The 25,398-nt window shown below is 74.0% G+C and carries 26 protein-coding genes and 1 riboswitch; of the genes, 12 read left to right on the forward strand and 14 right to left on the reverse strand.

The annotated features are described in order from the left end of the window. Window positions 1-47: 47 nt before the first annotated feature. Entirely contained in the window at window positions 48-650 is a 603-nt protein-coding gene (pdxH, locus tag FQY79_RS06195; protein WP_146311744.1) for a pyridoxamine 5'-phosphate oxidase, read from the reverse strand. A gap of 17 nt (window positions 651-667) precedes the next feature. On the opposite strand from pdxH, the gene FQY79_RS06200 reads away from it, so the two are divergent. After that, window positions 668-1,501 (forward strand): kinase, encoded by an 834-nt coding sequence (locus FQY79_RS06200; RefSeq protein ID WP_146311746.1) that lies wholly within the window; start codon window positions 668-670, stop codon window positions 1,499-1,501. A gap of 12 nt (window positions 1,502-1,513) precedes the next feature. Here FQY79_RS06200 and FQY79_RS06205 read toward each other — a convergent pair whose 3' ends face one another. From FQY79_RS06205 to FQY79_RS06225, 5 genes are all read right to left on the reverse strand, one after another. Further along, a complete protein-coding gene (locus FQY79_RS06205) occupies window positions 1,514-1,978 on the reverse strand; it encodes a hypothetical protein (protein WP_146311748.1) in 465 nt (154 codons plus the stop codon). 25 nt (window positions 1,979-2,003) lie between these two features. Next, complete coding sequence (locus tag FQY79_RS06210; protein ID WP_146311750.1) at window positions 2,004-2,303, reverse strand: hypothetical protein; 300 nt, start codon at window positions 2,301-2,303, stop codon at window positions 2,004-2,006. 61 nt (window positions 2,304-2,364) lie between these two features. Further along, entirely contained in the window at window positions 2,365-2,661 is a 297-nt protein-coding gene (locus FQY79_RS06215) for a hypothetical protein (protein ID WP_144774150.1), read from the reverse strand. Between the two features lie 4 nt (window positions 2,662-2,665). Next, the gene (locus tag FQY79_RS06220; protein WP_146311752.1) at window positions 2,666-3,262 is read right to left on the reverse strand and encodes a hypothetical protein; all 597 of its coding nucleotides are present in this window, start codon (window positions 3,260-3,262) and stop codon (window positions 2,666-2,668) included. Window positions 3,263-3,476: 214 nt separating this feature from the next. Beyond that, window positions 3,477-4,421 (reverse strand): hypothetical protein, encoded by a 945-nt coding sequence (locus tag FQY79_RS06225; protein WP_146311754.1) that lies wholly within the window; start codon window positions 4,419-4,421, stop codon window positions 3,477-3,479. Between the two features lie 157 nt (window positions 4,422-4,578). Here FQY79_RS06225 and FQY79_RS06230 point away from each other — a divergent pair, with 157 nt between their 5' ends. Beyond that, on the forward strand, window positions 4,579-7,329 hold the full coding sequence (locus tag FQY79_RS06230; protein WP_186759820.1) for a protein kinase domain-containing protein: 2,751 nt from the start codon (window positions 4,579-4,581) through the stop codon (window positions 7,327-7,329). A gap of 11 nt (window positions 7,330-7,340) precedes the next feature. Here FQY79_RS06230 and FQY79_RS06235 read toward each other — a convergent pair whose 3' ends face one another. Continuing rightward, window positions 7,341-7,544 (reverse strand): dodecin family protein, encoded by a 204-nt coding sequence (locus tag FQY79_RS06235; protein WP_146311756.1) that lies wholly within the window; start codon window positions 7,542-7,544, stop codon window positions 7,341-7,343. Between the two features lie 104 nt (window positions 7,545-7,648). Here FQY79_RS06235 and FQY79_RS06240 point away from each other — a divergent pair, with 104 nt between their 5' ends. The 4 genes from FQY79_RS06240 (at window position 7,649) to hemE (ending at window position 10,796) form a co-directional block, all read left to right on the forward strand. Continuing rightward, entirely contained in the window at window positions 7,649-8,209 is a 561-nt protein-coding gene (locus FQY79_RS06240) for a shikimate kinase (RefSeq protein ID WP_146311757.1), read from the forward strand. Beyond that, on the forward strand, window positions 8,206-9,294 hold the full coding sequence (aroB, locus tag FQY79_RS06245) for a 3-dehydroquinate synthase (protein WP_146311758.1): 1,089 nt from the start codon (window positions 8,206-8,208) through the stop codon (window positions 9,292-9,294). The genes FQY79_RS06240 and aroB overlap by 4 nt, the downstream gene beginning before the upstream one ends. A 46-nt stretch (window positions 9,295-9,340) precedes the next feature. Beyond that, window positions 9,341-9,595, forward strand: coding sequence for a WGR domain-containing protein (locus FQY79_RS06250; protein WP_146311759.1), 255 nt, complete (start codon window positions 9,341-9,343; stop codon window positions 9,593-9,595). A 127-nt stretch (window positions 9,596-9,722) separates the two neighbouring features. After that, window positions 9,723-10,796, forward strand: coding sequence for a uroporphyrinogen decarboxylase (gene hemE / locus FQY79_RS06255; protein ID WP_146311760.1), 1,074 nt, complete (start codon window positions 9,723-9,725; stop codon window positions 10,794-10,796). A 32-nt stretch (window positions 10,797-10,828) separates the two neighbouring features. On the opposite strand, the gene FQY79_RS06260 is transcribed toward hemE, so the two are convergent. The 3 genes from FQY79_RS06260 to FQY79_RS06270 all read right to left on the reverse strand — a co-directional run bounded on the left by FQY79_RS06260 (window position 10,829) and on the right by FQY79_RS06270 (window position 15,909). Then, entirely contained in the window at window positions 10,829-11,074 is a 246-nt protein-coding gene (locus tag FQY79_RS06260; protein ID WP_146311761.1) for a hypothetical protein, read from the reverse strand. A gap of 298 nt (window positions 11,075-11,372) precedes the next feature. Continuing rightward, window positions 11,373-12,227: a DNA ligase gene (locus FQY79_RS06265; RefSeq protein ID WP_146311762.1), complete on the reverse strand. Its 855-nt coding sequence runs from the start codon at window positions 12,225-12,227 to the stop codon at window positions 11,373-11,375. A 121-nt stretch (window positions 12,228-12,348) separates the two neighbouring features. Next, the gene (locus FQY79_RS06270; RefSeq protein ID WP_342779008.1) at window positions 12,349-15,909 is read right to left on the reverse strand and encodes a sensor histidine kinase; all 3,561 of its coding nucleotides are present in this window, start codon (window positions 15,907-15,909) and stop codon (window positions 12,349-12,351) included. A 184-nt stretch (window positions 15,910-16,093) separates the two neighbouring features. Between FQY79_RS06270 and FQY79_RS06275 the strand changes: the two genes are divergently transcribed. From FQY79_RS06275 to FQY79_RS06285, 3 genes are read left to right on the forward strand one after another with little or no spacing between them, the layout of a single operon-like run. Continuing rightward, a complete protein-coding gene (locus FQY79_RS06275) occupies window positions 16,094-16,756 on the forward strand; it encodes a YceI family protein (RefSeq protein ID WP_146311932.1) in 663 nt (220 codons plus the stop codon). Next, a complete protein-coding gene (locus FQY79_RS06280) occupies window positions 16,753-17,343 on the forward strand; it encodes a cytochrome b (protein ID WP_146311764.1) in 591 nt (196 codons plus the stop codon). Before FQY79_RS06275 ends, FQY79_RS06280 begins: the two co-directional genes overlap by 4 nt. Next, entirely contained in the window at window positions 17,333-17,896 is a 564-nt protein-coding gene (locus FQY79_RS06285; protein ID WP_146311765.1) for a YceI family protein, read from the forward strand. The genes FQY79_RS06280 and FQY79_RS06285 overlap by 11 nt, the downstream gene beginning before the upstream one ends. A gap of 24 nt (window positions 17,897-17,920) precedes the next feature. Here the strand turns inward: FQY79_RS06285 and FQY79_RS06290 are convergent, their stop codons facing one another. Beyond that, on the reverse strand, window positions 17,921-18,148 hold the full coding sequence (locus FQY79_RS06290; protein WP_027072787.1) for a glutaredoxin family protein: 228 nt from the start codon (window positions 18,146-18,148) through the stop codon (window positions 17,921-17,923). A gap of 104 nt (window positions 18,149-18,252) precedes the next feature. Between FQY79_RS06290 and FQY79_RS06295 the strand changes: the two genes are divergently transcribed. Then, on the forward strand, window positions 18,253-19,635 hold the full coding sequence (locus tag FQY79_RS06295; RefSeq protein WP_146311767.1) for an L-serine ammonia-lyase: 1,383 nt from the start codon (window positions 18,253-18,255) through the stop codon (window positions 19,633-19,635). A 39-nt stretch (window positions 19,636-19,674) separates the two neighbouring features. Here the strand turns inward: FQY79_RS06295 and FQY79_RS06300 are convergent, their stop codons facing one another. From FQY79_RS06300 to metX, 3 genes are read right to left on the reverse strand one after another with little or no spacing between them, the layout of a single operon-like run. Beyond that, window positions 19,675-20,766 carry a homoserine dehydrogenase gene (locus tag FQY79_RS06300; RefSeq protein ID WP_146311769.1) on the reverse strand — a complete coding sequence of 364 codons (1,092 nt, stop codon included), beginning with the start codon at window positions 20,764-20,766 and terminating at the stop codon, window positions 19,675-19,677. Then, on the reverse strand, window positions 20,763-21,995 hold the full coding sequence (locus FQY79_RS06305; RefSeq protein WP_146311771.1) for an O-succinylhomoserine (thiol)-lyase: 1,233 nt from the start codon (window positions 21,993-21,995) through the stop codon (window positions 20,763-20,765). Before FQY79_RS06305 ends, FQY79_RS06300 begins: the two co-directional genes overlap by 4 nt. Continuing rightward, entirely contained in the window at window positions 21,992-23,005 is a 1,014-nt protein-coding gene (gene metX, locus FQY79_RS06310; protein WP_146311773.1) for a homoserine O-succinyltransferase MetX, read from the reverse strand. Before metX ends, FQY79_RS06305 begins: the two co-directional genes overlap by 4 nt. A gap of 99 nt (window positions 23,006-23,104) precedes the next feature. After that, a riboswitch (SAM riboswitch) is annotated at window positions 23,105-23,232 on the reverse strand. Window positions 23,233-23,325: 93 nt separating this feature from the next. Between metX and FQY79_RS06315 the strand changes: the two genes are divergently transcribed. Together FQY79_RS06315 and FQY79_RS06320 are read left to right on the forward strand one after the other, a co-directional pair. Further along, on the forward strand, window positions 23,326-24,417 hold the full coding sequence (locus tag FQY79_RS06315) for a 6-bladed beta-propeller (protein WP_146311775.1): 1,092 nt from the start codon (window positions 23,326-23,328) through the stop codon (window positions 24,415-24,417). Beyond that, the gene (locus FQY79_RS06320) at window positions 24,414-25,331 is read left to right on the forward strand and encodes a M23 family metallopeptidase (protein WP_146311777.1); all 918 of its coding nucleotides are present in this window, start codon (window positions 24,414-24,416) and stop codon (window positions 25,329-25,331) included. Before FQY79_RS06315 ends, FQY79_RS06320 begins: the two co-directional genes overlap by 4 nt. Window positions 25,332-25,398 lie beyond the last annotated feature (67 nt).

The following is a 25,398-nucleotide window of genomic DNA, read 5'->3' on the forward strand; positions in this document are numbered from 1 at the left end:
ATCGTCGGGCAGGCGCGCCGGCCGGAGACGGAAGGCGGGCACCGGCGTCACGGATACAGCATCCGCTTGCTGCACTGGCCGGTGCAGTCGAACTCGTACAGCCAGCGCTCGTGCAGCCGGTACTCGGCGCCATACCAGAACTCGATCCGGTCCGGGCGCACGCGCAGCCCGGTCCAGCGCGGCGGGCGCGGTACCTCGCGGCCCTCGAACTCGCGGTCGACCTCGGCCAGGCGCTGTTCGAAGGCCTCACGCGATTCCAGCGTCTCGGACTGGCGCGAGGCCCAGGCGCCGAGCTGGCTGACCCGCGGCCGGGTGGCGAAGTACGCGTCGGCCTCGGCCTCGTCGACGATCTCGACCGGACCCTCGATCCGCACCTGCACCCCGTTGCGCACGCGCGGCCAGTGGAACAGCAGCGCGGCGTACGGATTGACCTGCAGTTCCTGGCCCTTGCGTCCGTCCAGGTGGGTGTAGAACACGAAGCCGCGCGCGTCGTGCGCCTTGAGCAGCACGATGCGCGCCGACGGCCGTCCGTCGCGCGTGGCCGTGGCCAGCGTCATCGCGGTGGGGTCGGGCTCGCCGGCGGCGCGCGCCTCGGCGAACAGGGCATCGAAGGTGGCCAGGGCCTCGGCCTGGAGATCGGCGCAGTCCATTGGGCTATTGTGGCCCGATGGCCACGAATGCGCATGCCGCTGCGCCGCATGGGTTCGACGCCGCCCTGGTGACGCGGCTGCTCGACGACGCGCACGCCGCCGGTGCGCGCGTGTACGGCATTTCCGGGCTCCAGGGCAGCGGCAAGTCCACCCTTGCGGCGCAGCTGGCCGCGGCCGCGGCGGCGCGCGGGCGGCGCACGGTCGCCGTGTCTCTGGACGACTTCTATCTTGACGCCCCGCAGCGCGCGGCGCTGGCGCGCGAGGTCCACCCCCTGCTCGCCACCCGCGGTCCGCCGGGGACACACGACGTCGCCCTGGCCTGCGAGGTCCTTGATGCCCTGCGCGAACGCCGGCCGGTGCGCGTCCCGCGCTTCGACAAGCTGTCCGACCGCCGCCTGCCGGTCGCGGACTGGCCGCAGGTCGATGCGGCCGACCTGGTCGTGTTCGAGGGCTGGTGCCTGGGCGCCACGGCCGAGGACGCGTCCGCGCTCGACGCCCCGCTCAACCGGCTCGAGCGCGACGAGGACGCCGACGGCCGCTGGCGCCGCCACTGCAATGCCGCCCTGGCGCGCGACTATCCCGCGCTGTGGGGGCGGATCGACCGGCTGCTGTTCCTGCAGCCGCCGGGGTTCGGGGTGGTGCCGGAGTGGCGCTGGCAACAGGAGCAGGCGCTGCGCGCGGCGGACCCGGGCGCGCGCGGCATGGACCGGGACGCGCTCGCGCGCTTCGTGCAGCACTATGAACGCGTCAGCCGCCAGGCGCTGCGTGTGCTTCCGGCGCGCGCGAACGTGGTCGTGGAGCTCGACCGCGCACGCCGTCCGGTCGCGCTGCGCCTGCGCGACGCCCGCTGAACCGCGCGCCCGCTAGCGGACCTGGTCGCTGATGTCCTCGCTGCGCCAGGGTTCGGGCATCTCGCGCTGCGGGCACAGCCGCGCCGCATGCTCCCAGCCGCTGTCGGAGCGGAACGAGAACGAGGTGCGGTCGGGGATGTCGTAGTCCGCCACCTCCAGGCCGGTGCCGCCGTGGTCGCCGCAGCGCTGGTGCACCCGGTAGCGGTTCGCGCCGGTGCGCTCGATCCGTTCGTACAGGCAGAACGAGGTCACCCAGCGCATCCCGGCGCGGTTGACGAGGTGCACGCCGGCGGAGGTGGCGTCGTCGCACGGCTCGTCGGTGCGGACGTAGTAGCCGAAGTCCAGCGGCAGGGCGTCGACGACCTCGGGTGTCGCCGCCGACTGCGTGGGCGCCGGGCCGGCCGCCGCATCGGGCTGGCAGCCCAGGAGCAGCAGCAGGACGAGTGGTGCAAGGGTGGCTGCGAGTGCCTGCTTCATCGGTCTGCTCCCGTCGCCTCGCCGGTCACGCCGGCCGTCCGGCCGGCGCCGACGCCAGCGCCCGGTAGGACTCGTCGATCACCTTCAGGCTGTTGCGCACCTTCCAGTGCACCCAGCCCGCGACCGCCAGCATCGGGATCCCGAGGATCGCACCGATGATGGTGACGGTCAGGATGCCGCCGATGACCAGGAAGGCGAGCGAGCCGATCCTGGCCGGCTGCAGGCGCTGCACCAGCTCCTGTCGGCGCGACTCCAGCACGACCGGGTTGCCGGTGCCGGCCTGGGTGATGAATCCGGTGACGTATTCGGGGGTCAGGTTGAGCATGGCGTGCCTCGCGTCGGTTCATGGGGGCCGGCCCGTGTGCGGGGGCGGCGGGAAAGCGCGTTCAGTCCTTGCGCCGGTAGCGGGTCCCGACCGGTCCGGACAGGGTGTCGTCGTCGACCCGGGTGAGCAGCAGCGCCGCGTCGTTGTCCCGCGACAGCCGGACCCGGATCCGGTCGCCGTCGATCTCGTAGGTCAGTTCGCGTTCGACGCCCGCCACCGGGCTGGACATCACCACCCGGCCGTCGGGATGGAAGGTGAGCGCGCTCATGCCGAGCTCGTCCTCGAACGTGCCCCTGAAGCCGCCGCCGCAGGCGGACAGCAGCAGGGCGAGCAGCGCCATCGTCGTGCCGGTCCTCATCGCCTCATCCTCCATTGCCGTCGAACCGCAGCCCGCCCAGCACGACGGGCTGGCCGTGGCGGTCGCTGGTGATCGTGTAACCGAGCAGCGTGGCCGACAGCGCGGAACCATCGCTGCGCCGGCTGATGCCGGTGATGCGCATGCGCGCATCGAGGACGACGTTGCGCAGGCCGCCGTTCCTGTCGAGCACGTCCCGGGCGGTCGCGGCGTCGAGCGGCCAGAAGTTCAGCTCGCCCGGGTTGTCGACGCGCACCGACACGCGTTCGGGATGCGCCCGGTCGACCGGATAGGCGGTGAACGTCAGGACGCTGCCGGGCGTGAACGCGGTCAGGTAGTAGCCGCCGCGGCCGCCGTCGTATTCGCTCAACGCCGCGCGCACGTTCAGGCGCAGCAGGCCCACGCCTTCGGTGCCGTCGTACACCGCGCGCAGCCGCTCCTCCTCGGCGCGCAGCACGTCGGCGCGCTCGAACTCGTTGGCCATGCGCACGCCGGGCTGCGCCGCGGCCCATTCGGCGAACGGCGGCTGCCGTCCTTCGAGCCGGTAGGCCAGCATGACCATCTGCAGGTCTTCCGGATGCGCCAGTTCGTGCCGTCCGGCCACGCCGCCGGTGGCGGTCGCGGCGCCGGCGCCCGCCGTCGAGGGCCCCGGCGCAGCTGCGACCCCGCCGGGTGCGGTCGGCTGCGGTCCTGCCGCCTGGCCAGGCACGGCGCCACCACCGGCCGGCGCCGTGGATGCGGGCGCATCGCCGCCGCCGCAGGCGGCCAGGACCAGCGCCAGCGGCACGGACAGCAGCCGGGCGCGCCCCGTCCCGCGCTCACAGCCGCACATCGCTCGCCTCCGTCGCCTGCACTTCCGCCTCGCGCCGCGCCTGGCCGAGTCGCCGCAGTTCGTCCTGCATCGCCTCGACATGGGCGTAGAGGCTGCCCTGGTGCAGCATGGCCGTGCCCACCTCCATCGCCAGCCCCGGGTTCCGACCGCTCAGCGCGATCCAGGCCTGGATGCTCAGTCCGCACCCGTCGGACCACTTGGCCCCGGTGGCATCGGGATGCGCGTTCACCGCGCCCCGGCAGCGGTGGAACAGCGGGTTGGCCGTTGCCATCGGATTGCCCGCATGGTCACGCACCCACTCGAGCCTGCGGTGCCCGGCCGAATGCCCGCGCGGCTTGTCCGATTCCTCGGTCCATTGCGGCTCGCCGTACTTGGCGACGAGCGCATCGAGCAGCGCCTGTACCGGCGGCATGGCGCCTTCGCGGAAGTGCTGCGCGCGGCGGATGAGGTGGGCGGTCTCGGCGCCGGGCGCGCCGGGCGTGGCCACGGTGACCACCTCGTCCACGTGCAGCCACTTCAGCCCGCCCTCGCACTCCTGCCATTCGCGGCGGAAGTCGCAGGGCCGATGCTCGCCCTTGCGCACGGTGAAGGTCTGGGGACCGAGTTCCACGCCGTGGGTGTCGAGCCGGTCGAGCCAGCGGTTGGCGGTGCTGACCTCCGCGTCCGCGCCGAGCGCGCAGCGCGCCGTGGCCAGGGCCTCGTCCGCGGTCATGCCCAGGCGCAATCCGATGATGTCCGGTCCGGGCAGTCCTTCGCGAACGGGCGCCGGGCAGCGCAGGTCGCCTGTCGCGACCGGTTCGGGTCCGGCCGCCGCCTCCGGCGCCGCGGCCGGCTGCGCGCCCGCGTTCTGTCCACCCGCCCCCTCGCCGCCGCAGCCCGCCAGCGCGAGTGCGCCGGCGACGGCCATGGCGCAGACCCGGTATGCATGCATCGCGTCTCCTCCCTCGCCCGTCCCGGCCCGCATCCTTCCCGGGCCGCGATCCGGTGTCCTCACGGCGGCTTCAAGGAACCTTCAAGCCGTGCATCGCGGGGGCGCCGGCGGGCACGGGGAGGGCTTCCCGGTCGCCGCGCGCGGCTATGATCCGGGCATGTCCCAGGCCCTTCCGCCGCCCGACGACCGGGTCTACCGCTGGCGCTTCGGCGCGGTGGAATTCGACGAGGCGCGCCACGAACTGCGGGTCTCGGGCCTGCCGGTGGAGGTCGAGCACAAGCCGCTGCAGGTGCTGGCCCTGCTGCTGCGCCACGTCGGCGAGGTGGTGACCAAGGAGGAACTGTTCGAGACGGTCTGGGCCGGCCGGGTCACCGTGGACCACGTGCTCGCCACCGCGATCGGCAAGCTGCGCAAGGCCCTGGATGCCGGCGGCGAATCCCGGATCGTCACCGTGCCGCGGATCGGTTACCGCTTCGAGGGGCCGGTCGAACGCATCGCCGTCGGCCACCGCCCCAGCGCCGAGCTGACGTTCGAGCCGGGCCAGCCGGTCCCCGGCCGCGAGCACTTCCTGCTCGAACGCCCGCTCGGCCAGACCCTGGGCAGCGAGGTCTGGCTGGCGCGCCAGCCGCGCAGCCGCGAGGCGCGGGTGTTCAAGTTCGCCCGCGGCGGCGAACGGCTCTCGGCGATCAAGCGCGAAGCCACCCTGATGCGGGTGCTGCGCGACACCCTGGGCGAACGCGACGACTTCGTGCGGGTGCTGGACTGGAACTTCGAGACCGAGCCCTGCTTCCTGGAATGCGAGTACGGCGGCGAGTCGCTCCCCGAGTGGGCCGGGGCGCACGCGGAGTTCGCCGGCTGGGACCAGGCGCGGCGGCTGGACTTCTTCCTCCAGGTCGCCGTCGCGGTCGACGCGGCCCACGGCGTGGGCGTGCTGCACAAGGACATCAAGCCCGCCAACATCCTGGTCCGGCCGCGGCGCGACGGCGGCTGGCAGGCCTGCCTCACCGACTTCGGCAGCAGCCGCCTGCTGCAGCCCGGGCGCCTGGCCGAACTGGGGATCACCGGCCTCGGCCTGACCGTGACCCGGCCCGACGCCGGCAGCAGCGGCGGAACCCCGCTGTACCTGGCGCCGGAGCTGGTGGCCGGCCAGCCGCCGACCGTGCGCAGCGACCTGTATGCGCTCGGCGTGCTGCTCTACCAGCTGCTGGTGGGCGACCTGCGCCGGCCGATGGCTCCGGGCTGGGAGCGCGACATCGACGACCCGCTGCTGGTCGAGGACATCTCCCGCGCGACCGACGGCGATCCCGCGCGGCGCCTGGGCAGCGTGGCCGGACTGGCCGAACGGCTGGCATCGCTGCCACGGCGGCGCGAGGAGGCGCGGCAGCGCGCGGACACCGCGCGCAGTGCCGAGCAGGCGCAACGGGCGCTGGAGCAGGCGCGCGCGCGGCGACCGTGGATCGCGGCCACCATCGGCATGCTCAGCATCGGCCTGGTCGCCAGTTCGCTGCTCTGGTACCGCAGCGAACGCCTGCGCGAAGCCGCGGCGATGCAGGCGGCGCGCGCCGAGGCGGTGGCGGCCTTCCTGAGCGACGACCTGCTCGGCGCGCTCAGCCCCGGCGGCAGCGGATACGAACGCGACCCCACCGTGCGCGAGGTGCTCGAACTCGCCTCCAGCCAGGTGGCCGAACGTTTCCCCGACGACCCGGCCACCCGCGGCGGCGTGCATGCCGCGCTGGGCCAGGCCTGGCGCACGCTCGGCGACCGCGAGCGCAGCGTGGCCCACCTGCGCGAGGCCGAGCGCGACTACGCGCGCGCCTTCGGCCCCGCCGACCCGCTGACCCTGCGCACCCGCTACGCCCTTGTGCGCACCCTCGCCTACTCCAACACCGCCGCCCACATCACCGAGGCCGGCGCGCTGCTCGACGCCACCGACGCCATGCTCGGCACGGGCCTGCACGGCGACGACGACCTGGCGCTGGACGCCGCCTACGCCCGCGGCGTGTTCCATTTCCAGCAGCTGCAGATCGAACCGGCCATGCAGGCCTACCGTCGCGCCGACCGCCTGCAGCGCCTGCTGCGCCCGGACGACGCGCTGATGGCGGCCACGATCCGCGAGAACCTCGCCGACGGGACCCTGCGCCAGGGCGACCTCGCCGGCGCGGTCGCGCAGCTGCGGGCGATGCTCGCCGACCCGCTGTTCGACGCGCGCCGGATCGGCGAGGGCAAGGCCGCCGGCCACCGCATCATGCTGGCGCGCGCGCTGCGCAACCTCGGCCGCTACGACGAGGCGCTGCCGCTGGCCGAAGCCGCCGCGGCCGCGACCGGGCGCATCCTGGGTCCCGACGACTACACCACCCTGGTCCAGCTCTCCACCGTGGCCAGCATCCACGACTACGCCGGGCGCTGCGGGCAGGCGCTGGAAATCGCCCGCGTGGTGCGCGCACGCATGGCCGCGCGTTACGGCGAGGAGCGCCAAGCGACCCTGATCGAGACCGGCAACCTCGGCTTCAAGGAATACGACTGCGGCGACCGCGAGGCGGGCCTGGACCACCTGCGTCGCGCCGAGCGCGGGCTGCGCGAACGCTATGGCGCGGACAACGTTGCCGCGCACAGCTTCCGATACGCGCTGGCGCGCGCGCTGGCCGACGAAGGCCGGCACGAGGAGGGCCTGCGGGCCGTGGACGGGCTCAGCGTCGAGGCACTGACCGCGGGCGATTCCACCCCCGGCTGGGAGCATCGCCTGCGCGCGCTGCGCGGCCGCCTGCTGCTGCAGGCCGGGGACCTCGCCGCCGGGCGCGAACTCCTGGCCGGGGCGCTGCCGGCGCTCGAGGCGCTCGGCAGCGAGGATCCGGAGGACATTGCGCGGCTGCGGGCGCTCCTGGCCACGACCGCCGGGGGCGGCGAGTAGGCGGAGCGGCCTCAGTCGACGACGAAGGTCACGCGCATGTTCACCCGCCACTCGGCGATCCCGCCGTCGGGCGACGTGACCACCTTGGTCTCGTTGATCCAGGCGCCCTGGATGTTCTTGATGGTCTCCGCGGCCTTGGCCAGGCCAGTGCGCACGGCATCCTCGACGCTGGTGGGCGACGAGGCGTTGAGTTCGATGATCTTGGCGACGGCCATGGACTTCCTCCACTGGTGCGACGCAAATGGTCGCGGGTGCAACAGACTGCACCTGCATCCGTTAAGGCAACGGCCACGGTCCGTGGACTGCTACGATTCGACGGATGAATCCCGCCCCCAACCTCGTGCTGGTCGGCCCGATGGGCGCCGGCAAGTCCTCGATCGGCCGCCGCCTGGCCGAGCGTTTCGGCCTGGCCTTCGTCGACGTCGACGGCGAGATCAAGGCGCGCACCGGCGCCAACATCCCCACCATCTTCGAATGCGAGGGTGAGGCCGGCTTCCGCGCGCGCGAGGCCGCGGTGCTGGCCGACCTGCTGCGGCGCGAAGGCCTGGTGCTCGCGACCGGCGGCGGCGCGGTGCTTGATCCGCGCAACCGCGCGCTGATGCGCGAGCGTGGCTTCGTGGTCCACCTCAAGGTGAGTCTCGAACGCCAGCTCGAACGCCTGGCGCGCGACCGCAGCCGGCCGCTGATCGCAGGCGACGACCGTCGCCAGGTGCTCGAACGCCTGTCGGCCGAACGCGCGCCGCTGTACGCCGAAGTCGCCGACCTGGGCTTCGACACCGACCATCTCATCCCCCCGCAAGCCGCGGGGCGCATCGCCCGGCTGCTCGACGAGCGCTGGACCCGCCCCGCCACCCCTACCCCGCAGGATCACACCGCATGAGCCAGCACCTCGGCGTCGACGTCGGCGGCGCCCATCCCTACCGGATCACGATCGGGCCCGGCCTGGTCGACGACGGCGCGCTGCTCGCCGCCACGCTGCGCGGTGGCGACGCCTTCGTCGTCAGCGACGACGCGGTCGCCCCGCTGTACCTGCAGCGCGTGCTCGACGCCCTGGCGGCGGCGCGCCCGGGGCTGCGCATCGGCCACTGGACCATGCCCGCGGGCGAAGGCTCCAAGACGCTGGCCACGTTCGGCCAGGCGATCAACGCGATCGCCAGCGCCGGCATGCGCCGCGACGCCACCGTGTACGCACTCGGCGGCGGCGTGGTCGGCGACCTGGCCGGGTTCGCGGCCGCGGCCTGGATGCGCGGCGTGGACTGCGTGCAGCTGCCGACCACGCTGCTGGCGATGGTCGATTCCTCGGTCGGCGGCAAGACCGCGGTCGACCTGCCGCAGGGCAAGAACCTGGTCGGCGCCTTCCATCCGCCGCGTGCGGTGCTCGCCGACACCGCCACCCTGCGCACCCTGCCGGCGCGCGAACTGCGCGCGGGCCTGGCCGAGGTGGTGAAGTACGGCGCGATCGTCGACGCTCCGTTCCTCGACTGGCTCGATGCGCGCGCCGACGCCCTGCTGGCCGGCGACGACGCCGCGCTGGCCGAGGCGATCGCGCGCAGCTGCGCGCACAAGGCCGCGATCGTCGAACGCGACCCCTACGAGCACGGCGACCGTGCCCTGCTCAACTTCGGCCACACCTTCGGCCACGCGATCGAGACCGCGCAGGGCTACGGTGGCCTGATCCACGGTGAGGCGGTGGCCGTAGGCATGGTCCAGGCGGCGCGCCTGTCCGAGCGCCTGGGCCTGGCGCCCGCGGCCGACACCGCGCGCCTGCGCGGGCTGCTGCAGCGCTTCGGCCTGCCGGTCGAACCGCCCCCGGGGCTGGACCCGGACACCCTGCTGGCACACATGCGTCTGGACAAGAAGGCCGAGGCCGGCGGCCTTCGGTTCGTGGTCTGGGACGGGGCCGGGCGCGCCCGGATCCTGGCCGGGGTGCCCGAACCCGAGGTCCGGGCGGTGCTGGCGGGGTGACCGGCCACCCCGGCGCGGGGCGGCCAGGCCGTACAATGGCCGGCCCATGCGCCTGCTCCTGCAACAACGTCCCGAAGGCCGCGAAGCGCCGCGCTTCGTCCAGCTGACCCTGCAGCCCGACCTGCTGGGCGCCTGGACCCTGCTGCGCGAAAGCGGCCAGACCGGTGGCCGCAGCACCCTGCGCCGCGAGCAGTACATGGACCACGCGAGCGCACTGGCGGCGCTGGAGCAGGCGCGCGACGCGCAGCTCAAGCGCGGCTTCCACCTGGTCTACGCCGAAGGCGCGGGCGCGCCGAAGTGAACGCGCCCCCCGTGCCCCGGCCGTCCACCGGGACCGCCCGCCCCACCGCCGCGTTGCCCCCGCCACCGCGGACCGGCACGCGCCCCCTCCCCCTGCCTGCCGCCGGCGCTGGCCGGCCCGGAACGCCATGACCCCGCCCCTCGCCAACGACCGCTTCCTGCGCGCCCTGCGCCGCGAACCCGTGGACCGCACCCCCGTCTGGCTGATGCGCCAGGCCGGCCGCTACCTGCCCGAGTACCGCCAGGTGCGACGCAAGGCCGGCAGCTTCCTGGCCATGGCCAAGCACCCGGAGATCGCCTGCGAGGTGACGCTGCAGCCGCTGCGCAGGTTCCCGCTGGACGCGGCGATCCTGTTCTCCGACATCCTCACCATCCCCGACGCGATGGGCCTGGGCCTGTACTTCGTCGAGGGCGAAGGCCCGAAGTTCGAACGCCCGGTGCGCAGCGCCGCCGACATCGCCCGGCTCGGCGTGCCCGACATGGAAGGCGAGTTGCGCTACGTGACCGACGCGGTGCGGGTGATCCGCCGCGAACTGCATGGCGCGGTGCCGCTGATCGGCTTCTCCGGCAGCCCCTGGACGCTGGCCTGCTACATGGTCGAGGGCGGCGGCAGCAGGGACTTCGCCCGGATCAAGGCGATGGCGCTCAACGACCCGCAGGCGCTGCACGCGCTGCTGTCGGTGAACACCGACGCGGTCATCGCCTACCTGGCGGCCCAGCGCGCGGCCGGCGCGCAGGCGCTGCAGGTGTTCGACACCTGGGGCGGCGTGCTGTCGCCAGCGATGTACCGCGAATTCTCCCTGCCCTACCTGCAGCGCATCGCGCGCGAACTCGAGCGCGGCGAGGGCGCGGAGCGCACGCCGCTGATCATCTTCGGCCGCGGCAACGGCGCCTACCTGGAGGACCTGGCCGGCAGCGGCGCCGAAGGCGTCGGCGTGGACTGGCTGGTGGAGCTGGGCGAGGCCGCGCGCCGCACCGGCCGGCGCGTCGCGGTCCAGGGCAATCTCGACCCGGCCACCCTCTACGGCTCGCCCGAGGCGGTGCGGCGCGAAGTCCGCCGCGCGCTCGACAGCTGGCGCGACGGCAACGGCGGCTCGCGCGAGGGCCACGTGTTCAACCTCGGCCACGGCATGTCGCCGGACATGAATCCGGAACACGTCGCGGTGCTGGTCGACGAAGTCCACGCCTACAGCGCGCGCTGAGGCGCGGCGCCGACACCCGGGGTCCGGCACCTTCAGTGGGGTGCCGGTCCGTCCTTGGCCGAACCATCCCACTCGGCGCCGGCACCACGTAGCGCGGCCTTCAACGCGGCCGTCGTCGTTTCCGGCGGCCATCCTTCGATTCCCGACACGACTGCGCATTCGCGCATGTGGAAGCGCGGCGTCGCGCAGTGCTCGAAGAACGGGAAACCGTCGCGGCGGTCTGCGACGCGGATCGGGAGATCACCGTTCGCCAGGGCCCAGCGCCCCAGCTTTCGCAAGTCCGCGATGAGATCCTTGGGGGACCGGCAGCGTCCCATGGACTGCGATCCAGCGACCAGGGTCAGGGTCCGGCCGGATGTGTTCGATCGCGCCAGACTGCCGCGGCATCCCGGATCCGGGCGCGGCTGCGCATCCTCCGATCACTCATCTCCTTGTCATGCAGCTCCCTGCAACAGCGAACTTGCCGGAGAGGCGGCGCCGTTTCCGACACGTACGCGATGAGCCGCAAGACTGATGCCCGCGTGACGCCACGCCTTTCCAGGGCCGGCCAGCGACGAACCCAGCCACCGATCGCACCTACGGATCGGGCGGCGCAGGCTCGTGCCGCACGCGCAGGAAGCGAGCGAACCGCGGCAGTCCATTGACGGTGTGGCCGCTGTAGCGATAGGTCACCAGGCTGCCGACCGGCGGCGGTGCGGCGCGCTGGGCATCGGTCAGGCCGCTGCCCAGGCGGAAGCGCACGCCGTCCCCGCGCTCGACCAGCAGCGCGCCGGTCATGCCCGCGTACTTGCCGCGGCCCGGCAGGTGCGCGACCACGCGCGCCTCGGCATCGGCATGCGGTTTGAGCTTGCGCAGGCCGTCGCTGCGCCCGGCGCGGTAGCGCGCGTCGTGATGGTGCAGCATCAGTCCTTCGCCGCCAGCGGCGACCACGGCCTGCAGCCGCGCCTGCAGTACCGCCGCATCGGGGACGCGGAACTGCGGCACCGGCTGCAGCCAGGCGATGGCGGCACCGTCGAGCAGTCTGCGCAGCTCCGACAGCCGTTCGCCGAAGCCGCCGGCGTGCCCGGGCAGGTCGAAGACCATGAAGCGCACCTGCCGCCAGGCGCCGTCGTCCCGATGCCCGGCGCGCACGAGGCCGCTGACCTGGTCGAAGCGGCCGCGGCCGATCCACAGCTCGCCGTCCATCGCCACCGTCGGCCAGCCGGCGACGAACCAGTCCGGCGCCTCGATGCGGCGGCCGCCGCGGGTCCACAGCGCGCGCCCGTCCCAGCGCCCGCGCACGCCGTCGAGCTTCTCGCTGACCCAGTAGTCGGCCGCCTCCACGCTGCTGTCGTAGTCGGTGGCCAGCATGAGCGGAGGCGGTTGCGCGGCGCCGGACCCGGCGGGCGCGAGCAGCAGGATGGACAGCAGCAGCAAGAGGCAGGCACGCATGGCGCGGTCCCACTGGGGCGATGCCCTCATCGTCCCGCCCGCACGGCCTCGCGCGTATCGGCCCCACTCCGACGCTCGGGTCGGATCATGGCGCGTGCGCGCGTCGGTCCCGACCCTGCGACTAGGCCGACGGCCTGGCCGGAAGCACGGCCGCCAACGCCTGCGCCAGCATCGCCCCGGTGACCGGCTTGCGCAGGAATGCGTCGAAACCCGCCTTGGCCGCAGCGGCCTCGGCGTCGGCGTCGGTGCGGGCGGTGACGGCGACCAGGGGCCCGGCGAAGCCGTTCTGGCGCAGCAGCGGCGCCAGGGCCAGGCCGTCGATGCCGGGCAGGTCGAGGTCGAGCAGGGCCGCGTCGAACGGCTGGCCGGCGATCTCCGACAAGGCGGCCAGGCCATGCGCGACGCGGCGGACACGATGGCCCTGGCCTTCGAGCAGGCCGGCGATCACGTCGGCGACGGCATCCTCGTCCTCGACCAGCAGCAGGCGCAGGCCGTGCGGTGCCCGCCCCTCGGGTGGAGCGTCCGGAGCGCCGGGTGGGGCGGCGGCGGAACGCAGCGGGAGCAGCACGCGGAACGTCGTGCCCTCGCCCGGCGCGCTCTCGAGTTCGATCCGCCCGCCCATCGCCGCGGCCAGCTCCTGCGAGATCGCCAGTCCCAGCCCGCTGCCGCCATAGCGGGCGCTGGTGCGCGCGCCCTCGGCCTGCTCGAAGCGGCGGAACAGGCGCTGCTTCTGCTCCTCGTTGAGGCCGGGGCCGGTATCGCGCACGGTCAGGCACACGCCGCCGGGATACGGTGCAGCCTGCAGCGCGACGCTGCCGCGCTCGGTGAACTTGGCCGCGTTGCCGAGCAGGTTGAGCAGGATCTGCCGCACCCGTCCGGCGTCGCCGAGGACCCAGCGCGGCAGCGCCGGGTCGATGCTGCAATCGAACCCGAGCCCCCGCCGTTCGAGCAGCGGCGCGTGGAACGCCGCGGTCTCGCGCACCAGCGCGTGCAGGTCGAGCGGCTCGTCCACCAGCTCCAGCCGGCCGGCCTCGATCTTCGCCAGGTCGAGCGCGTCATTGACCAGGCGCAGCAGGTGCTCGCCGGCGCGGCGGATCGACTCGACGTGGCCGCGCTGGCGGGCGTCCAGCTGGGTGCTCGCCAGCAGCTCGCTCATGCCCAGCACCGCGGTCATCGGCGTGCGCACCTCGTGTCCCAACGTCGCCAGGAACCGGGTCTTGGCGACCGAGGCCTGGAGTGCGAGTTCGTGCCGCTGTTCGGCCAGCTGCCATTCGTGGCGCCGCTTGAGCCGCGCGCGGTACTGCAGCCCGAGCAGACCGAGCAGCGCCAGCGCGGCCAGCGTCCAGGCCGCCATCGCCGCCGGCGTGCGCCACCAGGGCTGCTGTACCTCCAGCGCCAGGCGCCGCGCCGGCATCCAGTCGTCGTCGGCGGTGCGCGCCTGCACCTCCAGCCGGTAGCGGCCGTGGTCCAGGCGCGGGAACTGGCGCTCGCCCACCGCGCCGACCTCGACCCAGGCCGGGTCGTAGCCCTCGAGCCGGAAGCGGTAGCGATGGGCGTGGGCGTCGGTGAACGAGAGCAGGCGCGCGGACACGCGCAGGTCGCGGTCGTCGTGGCGCAGCCGGATCGGGGCATCGGGCGCGAAGTCGACCGTGCGGTCGCCGCGGCGCACGCTCACCGACTCGATCGCCAGGTTCGGCGAGCGTGCACCCTCCTGCACCTGGCGCGGATGGAACAGCAGCAGGCCGTCGGCGGTCCCGACCGCGATGTAGCCGCGGGCCGAGGGCTCGAACTGGTATTCGCTGAACTGCTGGCTGGGCAGGCCGTCGAGCACGCTGTACAGGCGCAGGCGGTCGTGGCCGGGGTCGTAGCGCACCAGGCCGCGCGGCGTGCTCATCCACACCACGCCCTGGCCGTCGGCGACCAGGCCGCCGGGCGCCACCGCCGGCAACCCCTGGCGCGCGTCGACGGTGCGCTCGGCCACCAGTTCGGCGCCGTCCCAGCGGTAGGCCACCAGCATGCCGTTGCCGCCCACCCACACCCGGTCGCCGGCGCCGAAGCCGAACGCGAACACCTGCCAGTCCGGGCCGCCGGGCACCGGCTCGAACCGGCGCGCGCCGGCGTTCCACATCAGCAGGCCGACGCGGGTCGCCAGCCACAGCGCGCCGTCGGGGCCGCGCGACATCTGGCGCAGGGCGTTGTTGGCGGGGAAGCCCTCCGGGCCGCCGGCCTCGATCACCTGGCGGACGCGGCCGTCGGCGTCGCGCCGCTGCAGCATGTCGTTCGCGCCCAGCCACACGCCGCCATCGGGTTCGCCCACGATGTAGCCCACGATGCCGCCGGGCGCGGCGTCGACCGCGTCGCTGCGATGCCAGCGCGACACCCGGCCGCTGCCCGGCTCCCAGCGCGTCACCGTGCCGTGGCAGCCGATCCACACGCTGCGGTCGACCATTTCGCGCGCCACGTACGGCAGCCGGTCGCCACAGACGCGCTCGAGCCGGTGCTCAAGCCGCGCCGAATGCGGATCGAGCCAGTCGAGCACGCCGCCGGTCCCCACCAGCCACAGCCCACCGTCACGCGCGGCGGTGACGCTGTAGACGAAGGCGTTCGCCGCCGAGGCCGGGTCGTCCAGCACCCGCCGCAGCACGGTGAAGTTGCGCCAGTTGGCCGGCAGGTGCCACAGCCCCATCTCGGAGCTGGCGAACCACAGGCCACCCTCGCGGTCCTCCAGCGCCGCCGACCACGACGGACGCACCAGGCCGCGGCTGGTGTTGCTGTAGAGCGGGACGTCGTGCACCACACCGTCGCGTTCGACCGACAGCCCGCTGCGCGTGTCCAGCCAGTGCGCGCCCTGGCGGTCCTGCACCAGCATGCCCAGCGGCGGATGGCCCAGCACCGGGTCGCGCCAGGGCGCCTGCTCCATGCGCCCGCTGGCGGCGCGGTGCACGAAGGCGCCGGCGGCGGTGGCGATCCACATGTCGCCGTCGCGGTCGGGCACCAGCGCGTTCACCGCCGGGGGCGGGTGCATGTCGTGCATCAGGCGCTCGAAGTCGCGGCCGGTCCAGCGCGCCACGCCGTGGTAGGTGCCGACCCACAGCCGCCCCGCGGCGTCGGTCCGCAGCCAGGTCACCGAGGCCGAGGGCAGGCTGCGCGGGTCGCCCGGCTCGGGCATGAAGCGGGTGATGCGCCCGTCGCGGCCGAGCCGGTGCAGGCCACCGTCGGCGGTGCCGAACCAGATCGCGCCATCGGACGTCTGCGCCAGCGACCAGACGTCGTTGCTGCCGATGCGCGGATCGCCATCGCGGCCGTAATGGGTGAAGGCCCGGCGCTGCACGTCGAGCATCGACAACCCGCCGTTCTGGGTGCCCACCCACACCCGGTCCTCGCGGTCGACCAGCACCGTCCACACGTGGTTGTCGCGCAGGCCGTCGCCCACGCGCCAGACGCGGTAGCCCACGCCGTCGTAGCGCGCCAGCCCGTCGCGGGTGGCGATCCAGAGATAGCCCTGGCGGTCCTCGGCCAGCGCATTGATGCGGTTGGACGGCAGCCCGTCGTAGACGCTGATCTGGCGCGGCATCGGCAGCGGCGGCCCGCCCGCCGCCATGGCGGTCTCCACGCCGGCCGCCGGCGGCGCGCACAGCGCCAGCGCGGCCAGCAGCCCGCCCGCGCATGCTGTCGTGACCAATCCCCGCACCCGGCCTCCCGGTCTGTCGTGCCTCCCTGGCGCCCGCGGCACGTGGCCCGGCATCCTCGCAACGCAACGTTGCCGGTGCAAGTGCGCGCGGCCGGCCTAGAATGCCCGCGTGCAAGCCGCCACCGCCACCGCGCCTTCCCCACGCCGACGCCGGCGTCCGCCGCCGGCCTGGCTGCTGCTGGCGCTGGCGGCGCTGCCGGCCTGGGCGCAGCCGCCCGCCTGGACGCTGGACCCGGTTCACACCCGGGTGCTGGTCGCGGTCGACCACGCCGGGTTCTCCAGCGCGCTGGGCACGCTGTCCGGGGCCACCGGCACGCTGCGCTACATGCCTGGCGACTGGACCGGCGCGGAGGTGGAGGTCGAGATCCCGCTGCAGCGCCTGGACTTCGGCGACGCGGCCTGGAACCGGGCCACGCTCGGCCGCGGCCTGCTCGACGCTTCCACCTACCCGGTGGCCCGCTTCCGCTCCACCCGGGTGGAGCCGATCGACGAGCGGCATGCGCGCGTCGCGGGCGTGCTCAATCTGCGCGGGATCGAGCGCGAGGTGGTGCTGGAGGTGCGCATGAACGCCGCCAGGCGCCACCCGCTGCCGCCGTTCCGGCGCACGGTCGGCTTTTCCGCCGCCACGGTGCTCAGCCGCAGGGCGTTCGGCGTCGACGCCTGGCCGTCGATGATCGGCGATCGGGTCGAGCTATGGATCGAAGCCGAGGCAACGCGCACCCGCGGCAGCCGTGACGAGGCGCCGGACGATCCCGATCCCGCGCAGGCCGCGGACGCCGCCGCAAACCACGACGCCACCCCGACTCCCCCGCCCTCCGACACCGATCCAGGACCATGACCCTGAAGAACACTCCCGAACGCTGGGGCGCGGTCAGCCAGGCCTTCCACTGGCTGGTCGTGCTGCTGATCCTGGCCGTGGCCACCGTCGGCCTGGTCATGGATGAACTGCCACGCACGCCGAAGTACTTCTGGGTGTACACCGCGCACAAGTCGCTGGGCATCACCGTGCTGGCGCTGATGCTGCTGCGGCTGGCCTGGCGGCTGTACGCCGGCGCCGCGCCGCCGCTGCCCGGCACGCCGCGCTGGCAGCGCGCGGTGGCCAGCGCCACGCACTGGGCGCTGTACGTACTGGCGCTGGCGATGCCGCTGTCGGGCTGGCTCTACGACTCGGCCAGCGGCCTGCGGCCGTTCCGCTGGTTCGGCCTGTTCACCATGCCCAAGCTCACCGGCCCGAATGAATGGCTGGCCGACCGCGCGCGCGACGCGCATGAACTGCTGTTCCTGCTGCTGGTCGCACTGGTGGTGCTGCACGCCGCCGCGGCGCTGTGGCACCACCTGATCGTGCGCGACGAAACCCTGGCGCGGATGCTGCCCCGACGCCGCACGCGCACCCCCGAACCCGAGGACCCGGACCATGACGCCTAGGCTCACCACCCCCGCCGCCGTCGCCGCCATGCTGGTGGCGATGATGGCCGCCCCCGCCCGCGCCGCCGACTACGTGCAGGCGCCGGGCTCCTCGCTCGCCTTCGCCACGAAGTACGACGGCGAGGTGTTCAGCGGCCGCTTCGGCGGATTCGACACGAAGCTGCGCTTCGACCCCGAGCGGCTCGACGACGCGCGTCTCGAGGTGACGATCCAGCTCGCCGGCACCTCGACCGGCAACGCCGACCGCGACTCCACGCTGGCCGGCAGCGACTTCTTCAACGTCGGCAGGTTCGCCCGCGCGACGTACGTGGCCGAACGCTTCCGCGCCGTGGACGACGGGTACGTGGCCGACGGCACCCTCACCCTGCGCGGGGTGAGCCGGCCGGTCGCGCTCCACTTCACCTGGACGCCGGGCAACCCGGCGCTGCTCTCGGGCCGGGCGACGGTGAAACGGCTGGAATTCGGCGTCGGCGGCGGGGACTGGGCCGATACCGCGCTCATCCCCGACGAGGTCGCGATCAGCACCCGGGTGTTCCTGCATCCCGCGCCCTGATCGGGGACCAAGGGCGGCGTGCGTTCAGCGGGCCCAGTCGCGCACGGTCCCGGGGTCGAACGGCCAGTCCAGCTCCCGCCCGGTCTCGACCTGGCGCAACACCGGCACCCGCGTGCCGTAGCGCGCCTCCAGTGCGTCGTCGCCGTCGATGAACACGCTGCGCGGCTCCGGGAACCGGGCCCGCGCCAGCAGCTCCAGGGCCTGGTCGCACAGGTGGCAGTCGTCGCGCTGGTAGAGGATGTAGCGGTCCATGGCCGTTCGTCGCACGGGGCCGGCGAGTGTAGCGGCCGCCGGGTCGCGCCGACAGTTGCGACGGCAACCAATACAATGCGGGCCAGGACTCCACGGATTCCGCCATGGCCGTCAGCACCTTCGACATCTACAAGATCGGCATCGGACCGAGTTCCTCGCACACGGTCGGTCCGATGCGCGCGGCCGCGCGCTTCGTCCAGCGCCGCCTGGCCGAGCCGGGGCTGCTGCCGCGGGTGGCGCGCATCCGCGCCGAGGTGTTCGGATCGCTGGCGCTGACCGGGCGCGGCCACGGCACCGACAAGGCGCTGCTGCTCGGGCTCGAAGGCCACCAGCCCAACCTCATCGACCCCGACATCATCCCCGCCGCGCTCGAACGCATCCGCGGCGAGCGCCGGGTGGTGCTCGGCGGTACCCATCCGGTCGCGTTCGAGGAAAAGCGCGACCTGGTGATGAACAAGCGCCAGAAGCTGCCGCACCACCCCAACGGCATGCGCTTCACCGCCTACGACGCCGGCGACGCCATGCTGGCCACCCAGGACTACTACTCGGTCGGCGGCGGCTTCGTGGTCAACCAGGACGAGGCCGCGCGCGACCGCATCGTCGCCGACACCACGCCCCTGCCGTACCCGTTCTCCAGCGGCGCGGAACTGCTGCGCCAGGCCGAGGCCAGCGGCCTGGGCATCGCCGGGCTGATGATGGCCAACGAGCGCGTGTGGCGCAGCGACGGGGAGATCGTCGCCGGCCTGCGCGAGCTGTGGGCGGCGATGCAGGCCTGCGTGGCGCGTGGCATCCGCGAGGAAGGCACCCTGCCCGGCGGCCTGCACGTGCCGCGGCGCGCGCCGGCGCTGCACCGCGAGCTCAGCTCCCGCCCGGAGGCCTCGCTGCGCGACCCGCTGACCGTGCTCGACTGGGTGAACCTGTACGCGCTCGCGGTGAACGAGGAGAACGCCGCCGGCGGCCGCGTGGTCACGGCGCCGACCAATGGCGCGGCCGGCATCATCCCGGCGGTGCTGCACTACTACGACCGATTCTGCCCGGCCAGCAGCGAACAGGGCGTGTTCGATTTCCTGCTCACCGCCGCGGCGGTGGGCATCCTCTACAAGGAGAACGCCTCGATCTCCGGCGCCGAGGTCGGCTGCCAGGGCGAGGTCGGTGTGGCCTGCTCGATGGCCGCGGCGGGCCTGACCGCGGCGCTGGGCGGCACGCCCGCGCAGATCGAGAACGCGGCCGAGATCGGCATGGAGCACAACCTCGGCCTGACCTGCGACCCGATCGGCGGCCTGGTCCAGATCCCCTGCATCGAACGCAACGCCATGGGCGCGGTGAAGGCGATCAACGCCAGCCGCATGGCCCTGCGCGGCGACGGCAAGCACAAGGTCAGCCTGGACAAGGTGATCAAGACCATGCGCGAGACCGGCCGCGACATGCAGGACAAGTACAAGGAAACCAGCCGCGGCGGGCTCGCGGTCAACGTCATCGAATGCTGAGCCCGGGCCACCGGCCTGCGCCGGCGAGGCGCACTGCGCTCAGGCGTGCGGCGCGGCGCGGGCGATGCGCAGCACGTCGTCGAGCAGCGCCGCCGCGGTCACCTCCGCGCCCGCGCCGGGGCCTTGGACCACCAGCGGCTGCTCGCGGTAGCGGTCGCTGAAGATCGCGGCCCGGTTCTCGGTGCCGTGGCCGCTGACCAGCGGATTGGACAGCGGCAGCGCGCGCAGCGCGACCGAGGCGCCGCGTCCGGCGTCGAAGCGGGCAACGAAGCACAGCCGCGCGTCGCTGCGATACGCGGTGAGGAAGCGCTCGCGCAGCGGCGCGTCGAGCGCGGCCAGGCGTGCGTCCACCTCGTCGGGCGCGGCGTCGCGCAGCGCATCGGGTACCAGCGAGGAGACCCGCACGTCGCGCGCCTCCAGCATCGCCCCCGACGCGCGGGCCAGGATCAGCAGCTTGCGGCGCACGTCCTCGCCCGACAGGTCCACGCGCGGATCGGGCTCGGTGTAGCCGGCATCGCGCGCCTCGCGCACCAGGTCGGAGAACGGGCGGGTGTCGTCGAAGCGCGAGAGCAGCCAGCCCAGCGAGCCCGAGAGCATGCCCTCGACGGCATGGATGCGGTCGCCCCCCGCCACCAGCTCACGCAGCAGCCGCAGCAGCGGCAGCCCGGCGCCCACCGTGGCCGAATCGCCGTAGCGGCCGCCTTCGCGCTGGGCGTCGACGATGGCCTGGGCCCGGGTCAGGTCGCCGCCGGCACCGAGCTTGTTGGCCGTCACCACGTGGATCCCGCGCGCCAGCCATTCGGGGTGCCATCCGGCGACGGTGTCGCTGGCGGTGGCGTCGATGACGATGTCGCCACGGGCCAGGGCCTCGCCCTCGGCCCAGGGCGGCACGGTCCCCGTCCGCCGCGGAGCCGCGTGCGCCGTGGCAATGGCCGATTCGAGCGAACCCTCGTTGGCCACCTGCACGCGCGAATTGCTCAGCCACGCGAACGGCGGCAGCGCCACGCCGCGCTCGGCCAGCTGGCGGTAGCGGGCGACCACGGCGCTGCCGACCACGCCGGTCCCGAGCAGGGCGATGCGGCCGCCGCGCGTGCCGGCGGCCGGGGTCCGGATCCTCGTCACCTTGCTCATGCGTCCACCCGCTGCAGCGCGCCGGCCTCACCGGCCACGGCGCGCGCGGCGCGCTCGAGCGCAGCGGCGAGGTCGGCCTGCAGGTCGGCCTGGGCCTCGATGCCGACCGACAGCCGCAGCAGCCCGTCCGGGATGCCGGCCGCGGCGCGGGCCTGGGGCGTCATCGCCGCGTGGGTCATCGAGGCCGGGTGCGCGACCAGGCTCTCCACCCCGCCCAGCGACTCGGCCAGGGTGAAGTACCGCAGTCCGTTGACGAAGGCGCGCACCGCCTCGGTGCCGCCCTCGAGCTCCAGCGACAGCATCGCGCCGAAGCCGGCCTGCTGGCGCGCGGCCAGGGCGTGGCCGGGGTGCGATTCCAGCCCCGGGTAATGCACGCGCGCCACCGCCGGATGCGCCTGCAGCTGTTCGGCGATCGCCTGCGCGTTCTCCTGGTGCACGCGCAGGCGCGCATCGAGCGTGCGCAGGCCACGCAGGGTCAGGAAGGCGTCGAACGGCGCGCCGGTGATGCCGAGCGCATTCGCCCACCACGCCAGCCGCTCGTGCAGCTCGGCCGTCGCGGCCACCACCGCGCCGCCGACCACGTCGCTGTGTCCGTTGATGTACTTGGTGGTCGAGTGCACCACCACGTCGGCGCCGAACGCGATCGGCTTCTGCAGCGCCGGCGACAGGAAGGTGTTGTCCACCACCGCCAGGGCGCCGGCGCGGTGGGCGGCCTCGATCACGAAGCGCAGGTCGGTGATCCGCAGCAGCGGATTGGACGGGGTCTCGATCAGCACCAGCTTCGGCGACTGCGCCAGCGCCGCGGCCAGCGAGCGCGGATCGGTGAGGTCGGCGGTGACCAGGTTGAAATGGCCCTTGGCCGCGAGCGCGTTGAACAGGCGCCAGCTGCCGCCGTAGGCGTCGTGCGGCACCACCAGCGTATCGCCGGCCTCGAGCAGGGCGTGCAGCACCAGGGTGATCGCGCCCATGCCGGTGGCGGTGACCACGCCGCCGGCGCCGCCCTCGAGCCCCGCCAGGGCCTCGCCCAGCAGGTCGCGGGTGGGATTGCCGCTGCGGGTGTAGTCGTAGTCGCGCTTGTTGCCGAAGCCATCGAAGCTGAAGTTGCTCGACAGCACCAGCGGCGGGGTGACCGCCCCATGCGCGGTGTCGCAGTCGATGCCGGCGCGCACGGCGCGGGTGGCCGGACGGCACTCGGCCAGGCCGGCGGCGGGGATGGGGCTGGCGGTCATGCGGACTCTCCGTGTTGGCGCAGCACGCCGGCGAGGATGGCGTCGATGCGGTCGGTTTCTTTCAGGAAGGCGTCGTGGCCGTAGGGGGAGCGCAGCACGCGCAGCTGGCCGTGCGCGCCGAGGCCCTCGACCAGGGCGACCGAGTCGGACAGCGGTACCAGCCGGTCGCCCTCCACGGCCACCACCACGGTCGGGACCCGCACCCGGGCGGGATCGACGCGGTGCAGGTCGATCGATTCGGACAGCCGCAGCCAGGCGGTGACCGGCGTGCGCGCGACGAAGCGCGCGCCGGCGACGTCCAGGTAGTCCTCGGCGGCCACCCGCACCCGGCCATTGGCGACCTGGGGCGGCGCGTCGAAACGCTCCTCGAACTCCTCGGGCGTGCGGTAGCTGAGCATCGCGAACTGGCGCGCCAGCGACAGCCCCTGCACGTCGGCGCACTGCAGCTGCCCCAGCGCCACGGCCTTGCGCTGCAGCGCGCGCCAGGCGGCGGCATAGGGGTGCGCACGGTGCGCGCCGCTCACCGCCACCAGGGCCTCCACCCGCAGCGGATGCCTGGCCGCGAACTGCAGCCCGACCAGCGCCCCGTAGGAATAGCCGACGAACGCCCGCAGCCGCTCGATGCCCAGCGCGTCGAGCAGCAGCGCGACGGCGTCGGCCTGGTCGGTGGTGTCGATCGGCGCGTCGAGGCGGCCATCCGCGCCCACGTAGTCGAAGCCGAGCACGCGCACGTGCGCCGGATCGAGCGTGCGTCCGGCGCGCACCAGGTCGCCAGCCCAGCCGGGCTCCGGGAAGTCGGGGCTGGGGCTGGCATGGCGGTGGGCCGAGATTCCGCCGGCCACCAGCACCACCGGGGCACCTTCGGGCCCGGCCAGCTCCCAGGCGATGCGCACCCGCGGCGTGCCGCCGTGGCGCAGCGCCAGGGTGGCCTCGAACTCGCCACGGCGCGCGGCCGCGGGCGCGGCGGCCCCGGCAGGCGGGAGGTCGGCGGTGCGGGCGGCAAGACTCATGGCGCGTTCCGGTCAAGGGCAGCCAGCGAGCGCATGCGGGGGACCGGAAGTGCCGGCGGCGCCGGCCAGATGCGCATCGGCCGCCGAAGGGGCGACGCGCAACCATCTTCCGGTGGACGCTCAGGTCCCCGCAGGACTTGGCACCGCGACGGGCACGGCCGCTGGCCGCGTCCCATCAGGTTGCCCCGGCGTCTCAGGGCCTGTCCCTCAGCCGGTCTCGATGGATGCCGCGCAGATTGCCCGCGCCGCGGGGGTTTGTCAATCGCTTCATGCCGATGAAGCGATATGCGTTCGGATGGAACCTTCGGCGATAATGGGCCATGCGCACCGTCCTCCCCCTCCTGGCGGCCCTGCTCCTGGCCGCCTGCGCCACCCGGAGCCCCCCGAGTCCCGTCGCTGTCGCGACGACGGCGGCACCGGCCTCGGCCAGCGTCGCAGAACGCTTCCTGACCCCCGAGATCCCCGGGGACGAGCTCGATTCGCTCGCCACCTGGCCCACCGAGGACGGGGCGGTCTGGCTGATCGCCAGTGCCAAGAACGTCCACCAGCTGCTGGTGTTCGATGCCGACAGCGGGGAGCTGCTGCGGCGGGTCGGCGGACGCGGCGGCGGGCCGGGCGAATTCCTGCGGCCGAACGGGGTGTTCGTGCACGGCGACCTGCTGCTGGTCTCCGAGCGCGACAACCGGCGGGTGCAGATGCTCTCGCTGCCCGGCTTCGAGCCGCTGGGCAGCTTCGGCGCCGGCCGGCTGCGCAGCCCCTACGGGGTATGGGGCTACGAATCCGCACCGGGCGCGCTGCAGGTCTACGTCACCGACAGCTTCATGCTGGGCGAGGCCTTCGACGTGGTGCCGCCGCTGCACGAACTCGACCGCCGCGTGCACCGGTTCGGGATCCGCCTGGACGAGGACGCCCGCCCCCGGGTGCGGCCGCTGGGCACCTTCGGCGACACCAGCGCGGAGGCGGCGCTGAGGATCGTCGAGTCGCTGGCGGGCGATCCGGCGCACGACCGCCTGCTGGTGGCCGACGAGCATCTGGGCCACGGCACGGCACTGCGCGAGTACACGCTGGACGGGCGCTACACCGGCGGCGGGGTAGCGCCGGGCGTGTTCGCCGCCGAACCCGAGGGGCTTGCGCTGTGGCCCTGCACGCCCGACTCCGGATACTGGATCGCCGCCGACCAGCTGCATCCCCTGACCGTGTTCCGGGTCTTCGACCGCACCACCCTGGCTCCGCGCGGCAGCTTTTCCGGCAACGTCACCGCCTGGACCGACGGCATCGCCCTGCATGCCAGCCCCACCGCGCGCTTCCCGGCCGGGGCGCTGTACGCGGTGCACGACGACCGCGCGGTGGCGGCCTTCGACCTGCGCGACGTGGTCCAGGCGCTCGGACTGGACCCTGCCTGCCTGGAATGAATCGCGCGCTGGCCGGCGCGATCGCCATCGCGGCCCTGGCCGTCGCCGGCGCGTCGGCCGCGCAGTCGCTGCGCTGGCCCGACCTCCGCGACCGGCCGCGCGATGCGGGGGTCGACGCACCGGCCAGGCGCATCGCGCCGCGCACGGTCATGACCGCCGGGGACGGCGCGGCCGCGCGGCTGCGGCTGGTGCCGGCCGACGACGCCGTCGAGGCCTGGGTGGACAACCTGCTCGCCGGCCCGATCGAAGTCGTGGTGCGCGCCGCCGACGGCGCATCGCCGCCGAGCGACCCGCCGCTGCCGGCGCGCGGCAGCATCCCGGCGCAGTCCTCGGCCCTGCTGGCCCGCGTCGCCCACGGTCATCCCCGCCTGCAGGTGGCGGTGGTGCCCGGCAGCCCGAACGCGCGCCCGCGCGACGTCGAATACGCCTGGCCGCTGCAGACCGGCAGCCTGCGCATCCAGCAGGCCTGGGGCGGCGGCTTCAGCCATGCCGACGAGGCCAACCGGCACGCGGTGGATTTCGCGGTGCCGACCGGTACTCCGGTGCTGGCGGCGCGCGAGGGCGTGGTGATGCAGGCCGAGGACGGCTTCGCCGACGCCCTGCCCGGCGACGGCGACGCGGCCCTGCCCGGGCGCGCCAACTTCGTCCGCATCCTGCACGACGACGGCACCATGGCCCTGTACGCGCACCTGCAGCGCGGTGGAGTGCTGGTGGAACCGGGCCGGCGCGTGCGCCGCGGCGAACCGATCGGCCTGTCCGGCAACTCCGGGCGCAGCACCGCGCCGCACCTGCACTTCGTGGTCCAGGCCAACCGCGGCATGCGCTTGCAGTCGCTGCCGTTCCGCATGTTTGGCCCGCGGGGGATCCTGCGCTTCACCGACACGCAGGCGGTCCAGGCACCTGCCGGCCGCTAGGGGCGGCCCGGCCCCGGCCGGCACGCCTGCCGCCTCCCCGCCCCCGTTCCCCGCGGGCGCCGGGCGC

The sequence above is a fragment of the Luteimonas wenzhouensis genome (assembly GCF_007859305.1).
Classification (GTDB): domain Bacteria; phylum Pseudomonadota; class Gammaproteobacteria; order Xanthomonadales; family Xanthomonadaceae; genus Luteimonas; species Luteimonas wenzhouensis.

Bases quoted from the DNA above. Each gene is read 5' to 3' on its own strand.
- pdxH (WP_146311744.1), bottom strand. From the start codon at position 650: ATGGACTGCGCCGATCTCCAGGCCGAGGCCCTGGCCACCTTCGATGCC.
- FQY79_RS06250 (WP_146311759.1), top strand. From the start codon at position 9,341: ATGCGCCTGCTCCTGCAACAACGTCCCGAAGGCCGCGAAGCGCCGCGC.
- FQY79_RS06295 (WP_146311767.1), top strand. From the start codon at position 18,253: ATGGCCGTCAGCACCTTCGACATCTACAAGATCGGCATCGGACCGAGT.
- FQY79_RS06235 (WP_146311756.1), bottom strand. From the start codon at position 7,544: ATGGCCGTCGCCAAGATCATCGAACTCAACGCCTCGTCGCCCACCAGC.
- FQY79_RS06230 (WP_186759820.1), top strand. From the start codon at position 4,579: ATGTCCCAGGCCCTTCCGCCGCCCGACGACCGGGTCTACCGCTGGCGC.
- FQY79_RS06215 (WP_144774150.1), bottom strand. From the start codon at position 2,661: ATGAGGACCGGCACGACGATGGCGCTGCTCGCCCTGCTGCTGTCCGCC.
- FQY79_RS06290 (WP_027072787.1), bottom strand. From the start codon at position 18,148: ATGGACCGCTACATCCTCTACCAGCGCGACGACTGCCACCTGTGCGAC.
- FQY79_RS06280 (WP_146311764.1), top strand. From the start codon at position 16,753: ATGACCCTGAAGAACACTCCCGAACGCTGGGGCGCGGTCAGCCAGGCC.
- FQY79_RS06210 (WP_146311750.1), bottom strand. From the start codon at position 2,303: ATGCTCAACCTGACCCCCGAATACGTCACCGGATTCATCACCCAGGCC.
- FQY79_RS06285 (WP_146311765.1), top strand. From the start codon at position 17,333: ATGACGCCTAGGCTCACCACCCCCGCCGCCGTCGCCGCCATGCTGGTG.
- FQY79_RS06320 (WP_146311777.1), top strand. From the start codon at position 24,414: ATGAATCGCGCGCTGGCCGGCGCGATCGCCATCGCGGCCCTGGCCGTC.
- aroB (WP_146311758.1), top strand. From the start codon at position 8,206: ATGAGCCAGCACCTCGGCGTCGACGTCGGCGGCGCCCATCCCTACCGG.
- metX (WP_146311773.1), bottom strand. From the start codon at position 23,005: ATGAGTCTTGCCGCCCGCACCGCCGACCTCCCGCCTGCCGGGGCCGCC.
- hemE (WP_146311760.1), top strand. From the start codon at position 9,723: ATGACCCCGCCCCTCGCCAACGACCGCTTCCTGCGCGCCCTGCGCCGC.
- FQY79_RS06200 (WP_146311746.1), top strand. From the start codon at position 668: ATGGCCACGAATGCGCATGCCGCTGCGCCGCATGGGTTCGACGCCGCC.
- FQY79_RS06240 (WP_146311757.1), top strand. From the start codon at position 7,649: ATGAATCCCGCCCCCAACCTCGTGCTGGTCGGCCCGATGGGCGCCGGC.
- FQY79_RS06225 (WP_146311754.1), bottom strand. From the start codon at position 4,421: ATGCATGCATACCGGGTCTGCGCCATGGCCGTCGCCGGCGCACTCGCG.
- FQY79_RS06305 (WP_146311771.1), bottom strand. From the start codon at position 21,995: ATGACCGCCAGCCCCATCCCCGCCGCCGGCCTGGCCGAGTGCCGTCCG.
- FQY79_RS06205 (WP_146311748.1), bottom strand. From the start codon at position 1,978: ATGAAGCAGGCACTCGCAGCCACCCTTGCACCACTCGTCCTGCTGCTG.
- FQY79_RS06265 (WP_146311762.1), bottom strand. From the start codon at position 12,227: ATGCGTGCCTGCCTCTTGCTGCTGCTGTCCATCCTGCTGCTCGCGCCC.
- FQY79_RS06315 (WP_146311775.1), top strand. From the start codon at position 23,326: ATGCGCACCGTCCTCCCCCTCCTGGCGGCCCTGCTCCTGGCCGCCTGC.
- FQY79_RS06300 (WP_146311769.1), bottom strand. From the start codon at position 20,766: ATGAGCAAGGTGACGAGGATCCGGACCCCGGCCGCCGGCACGCGCGGC.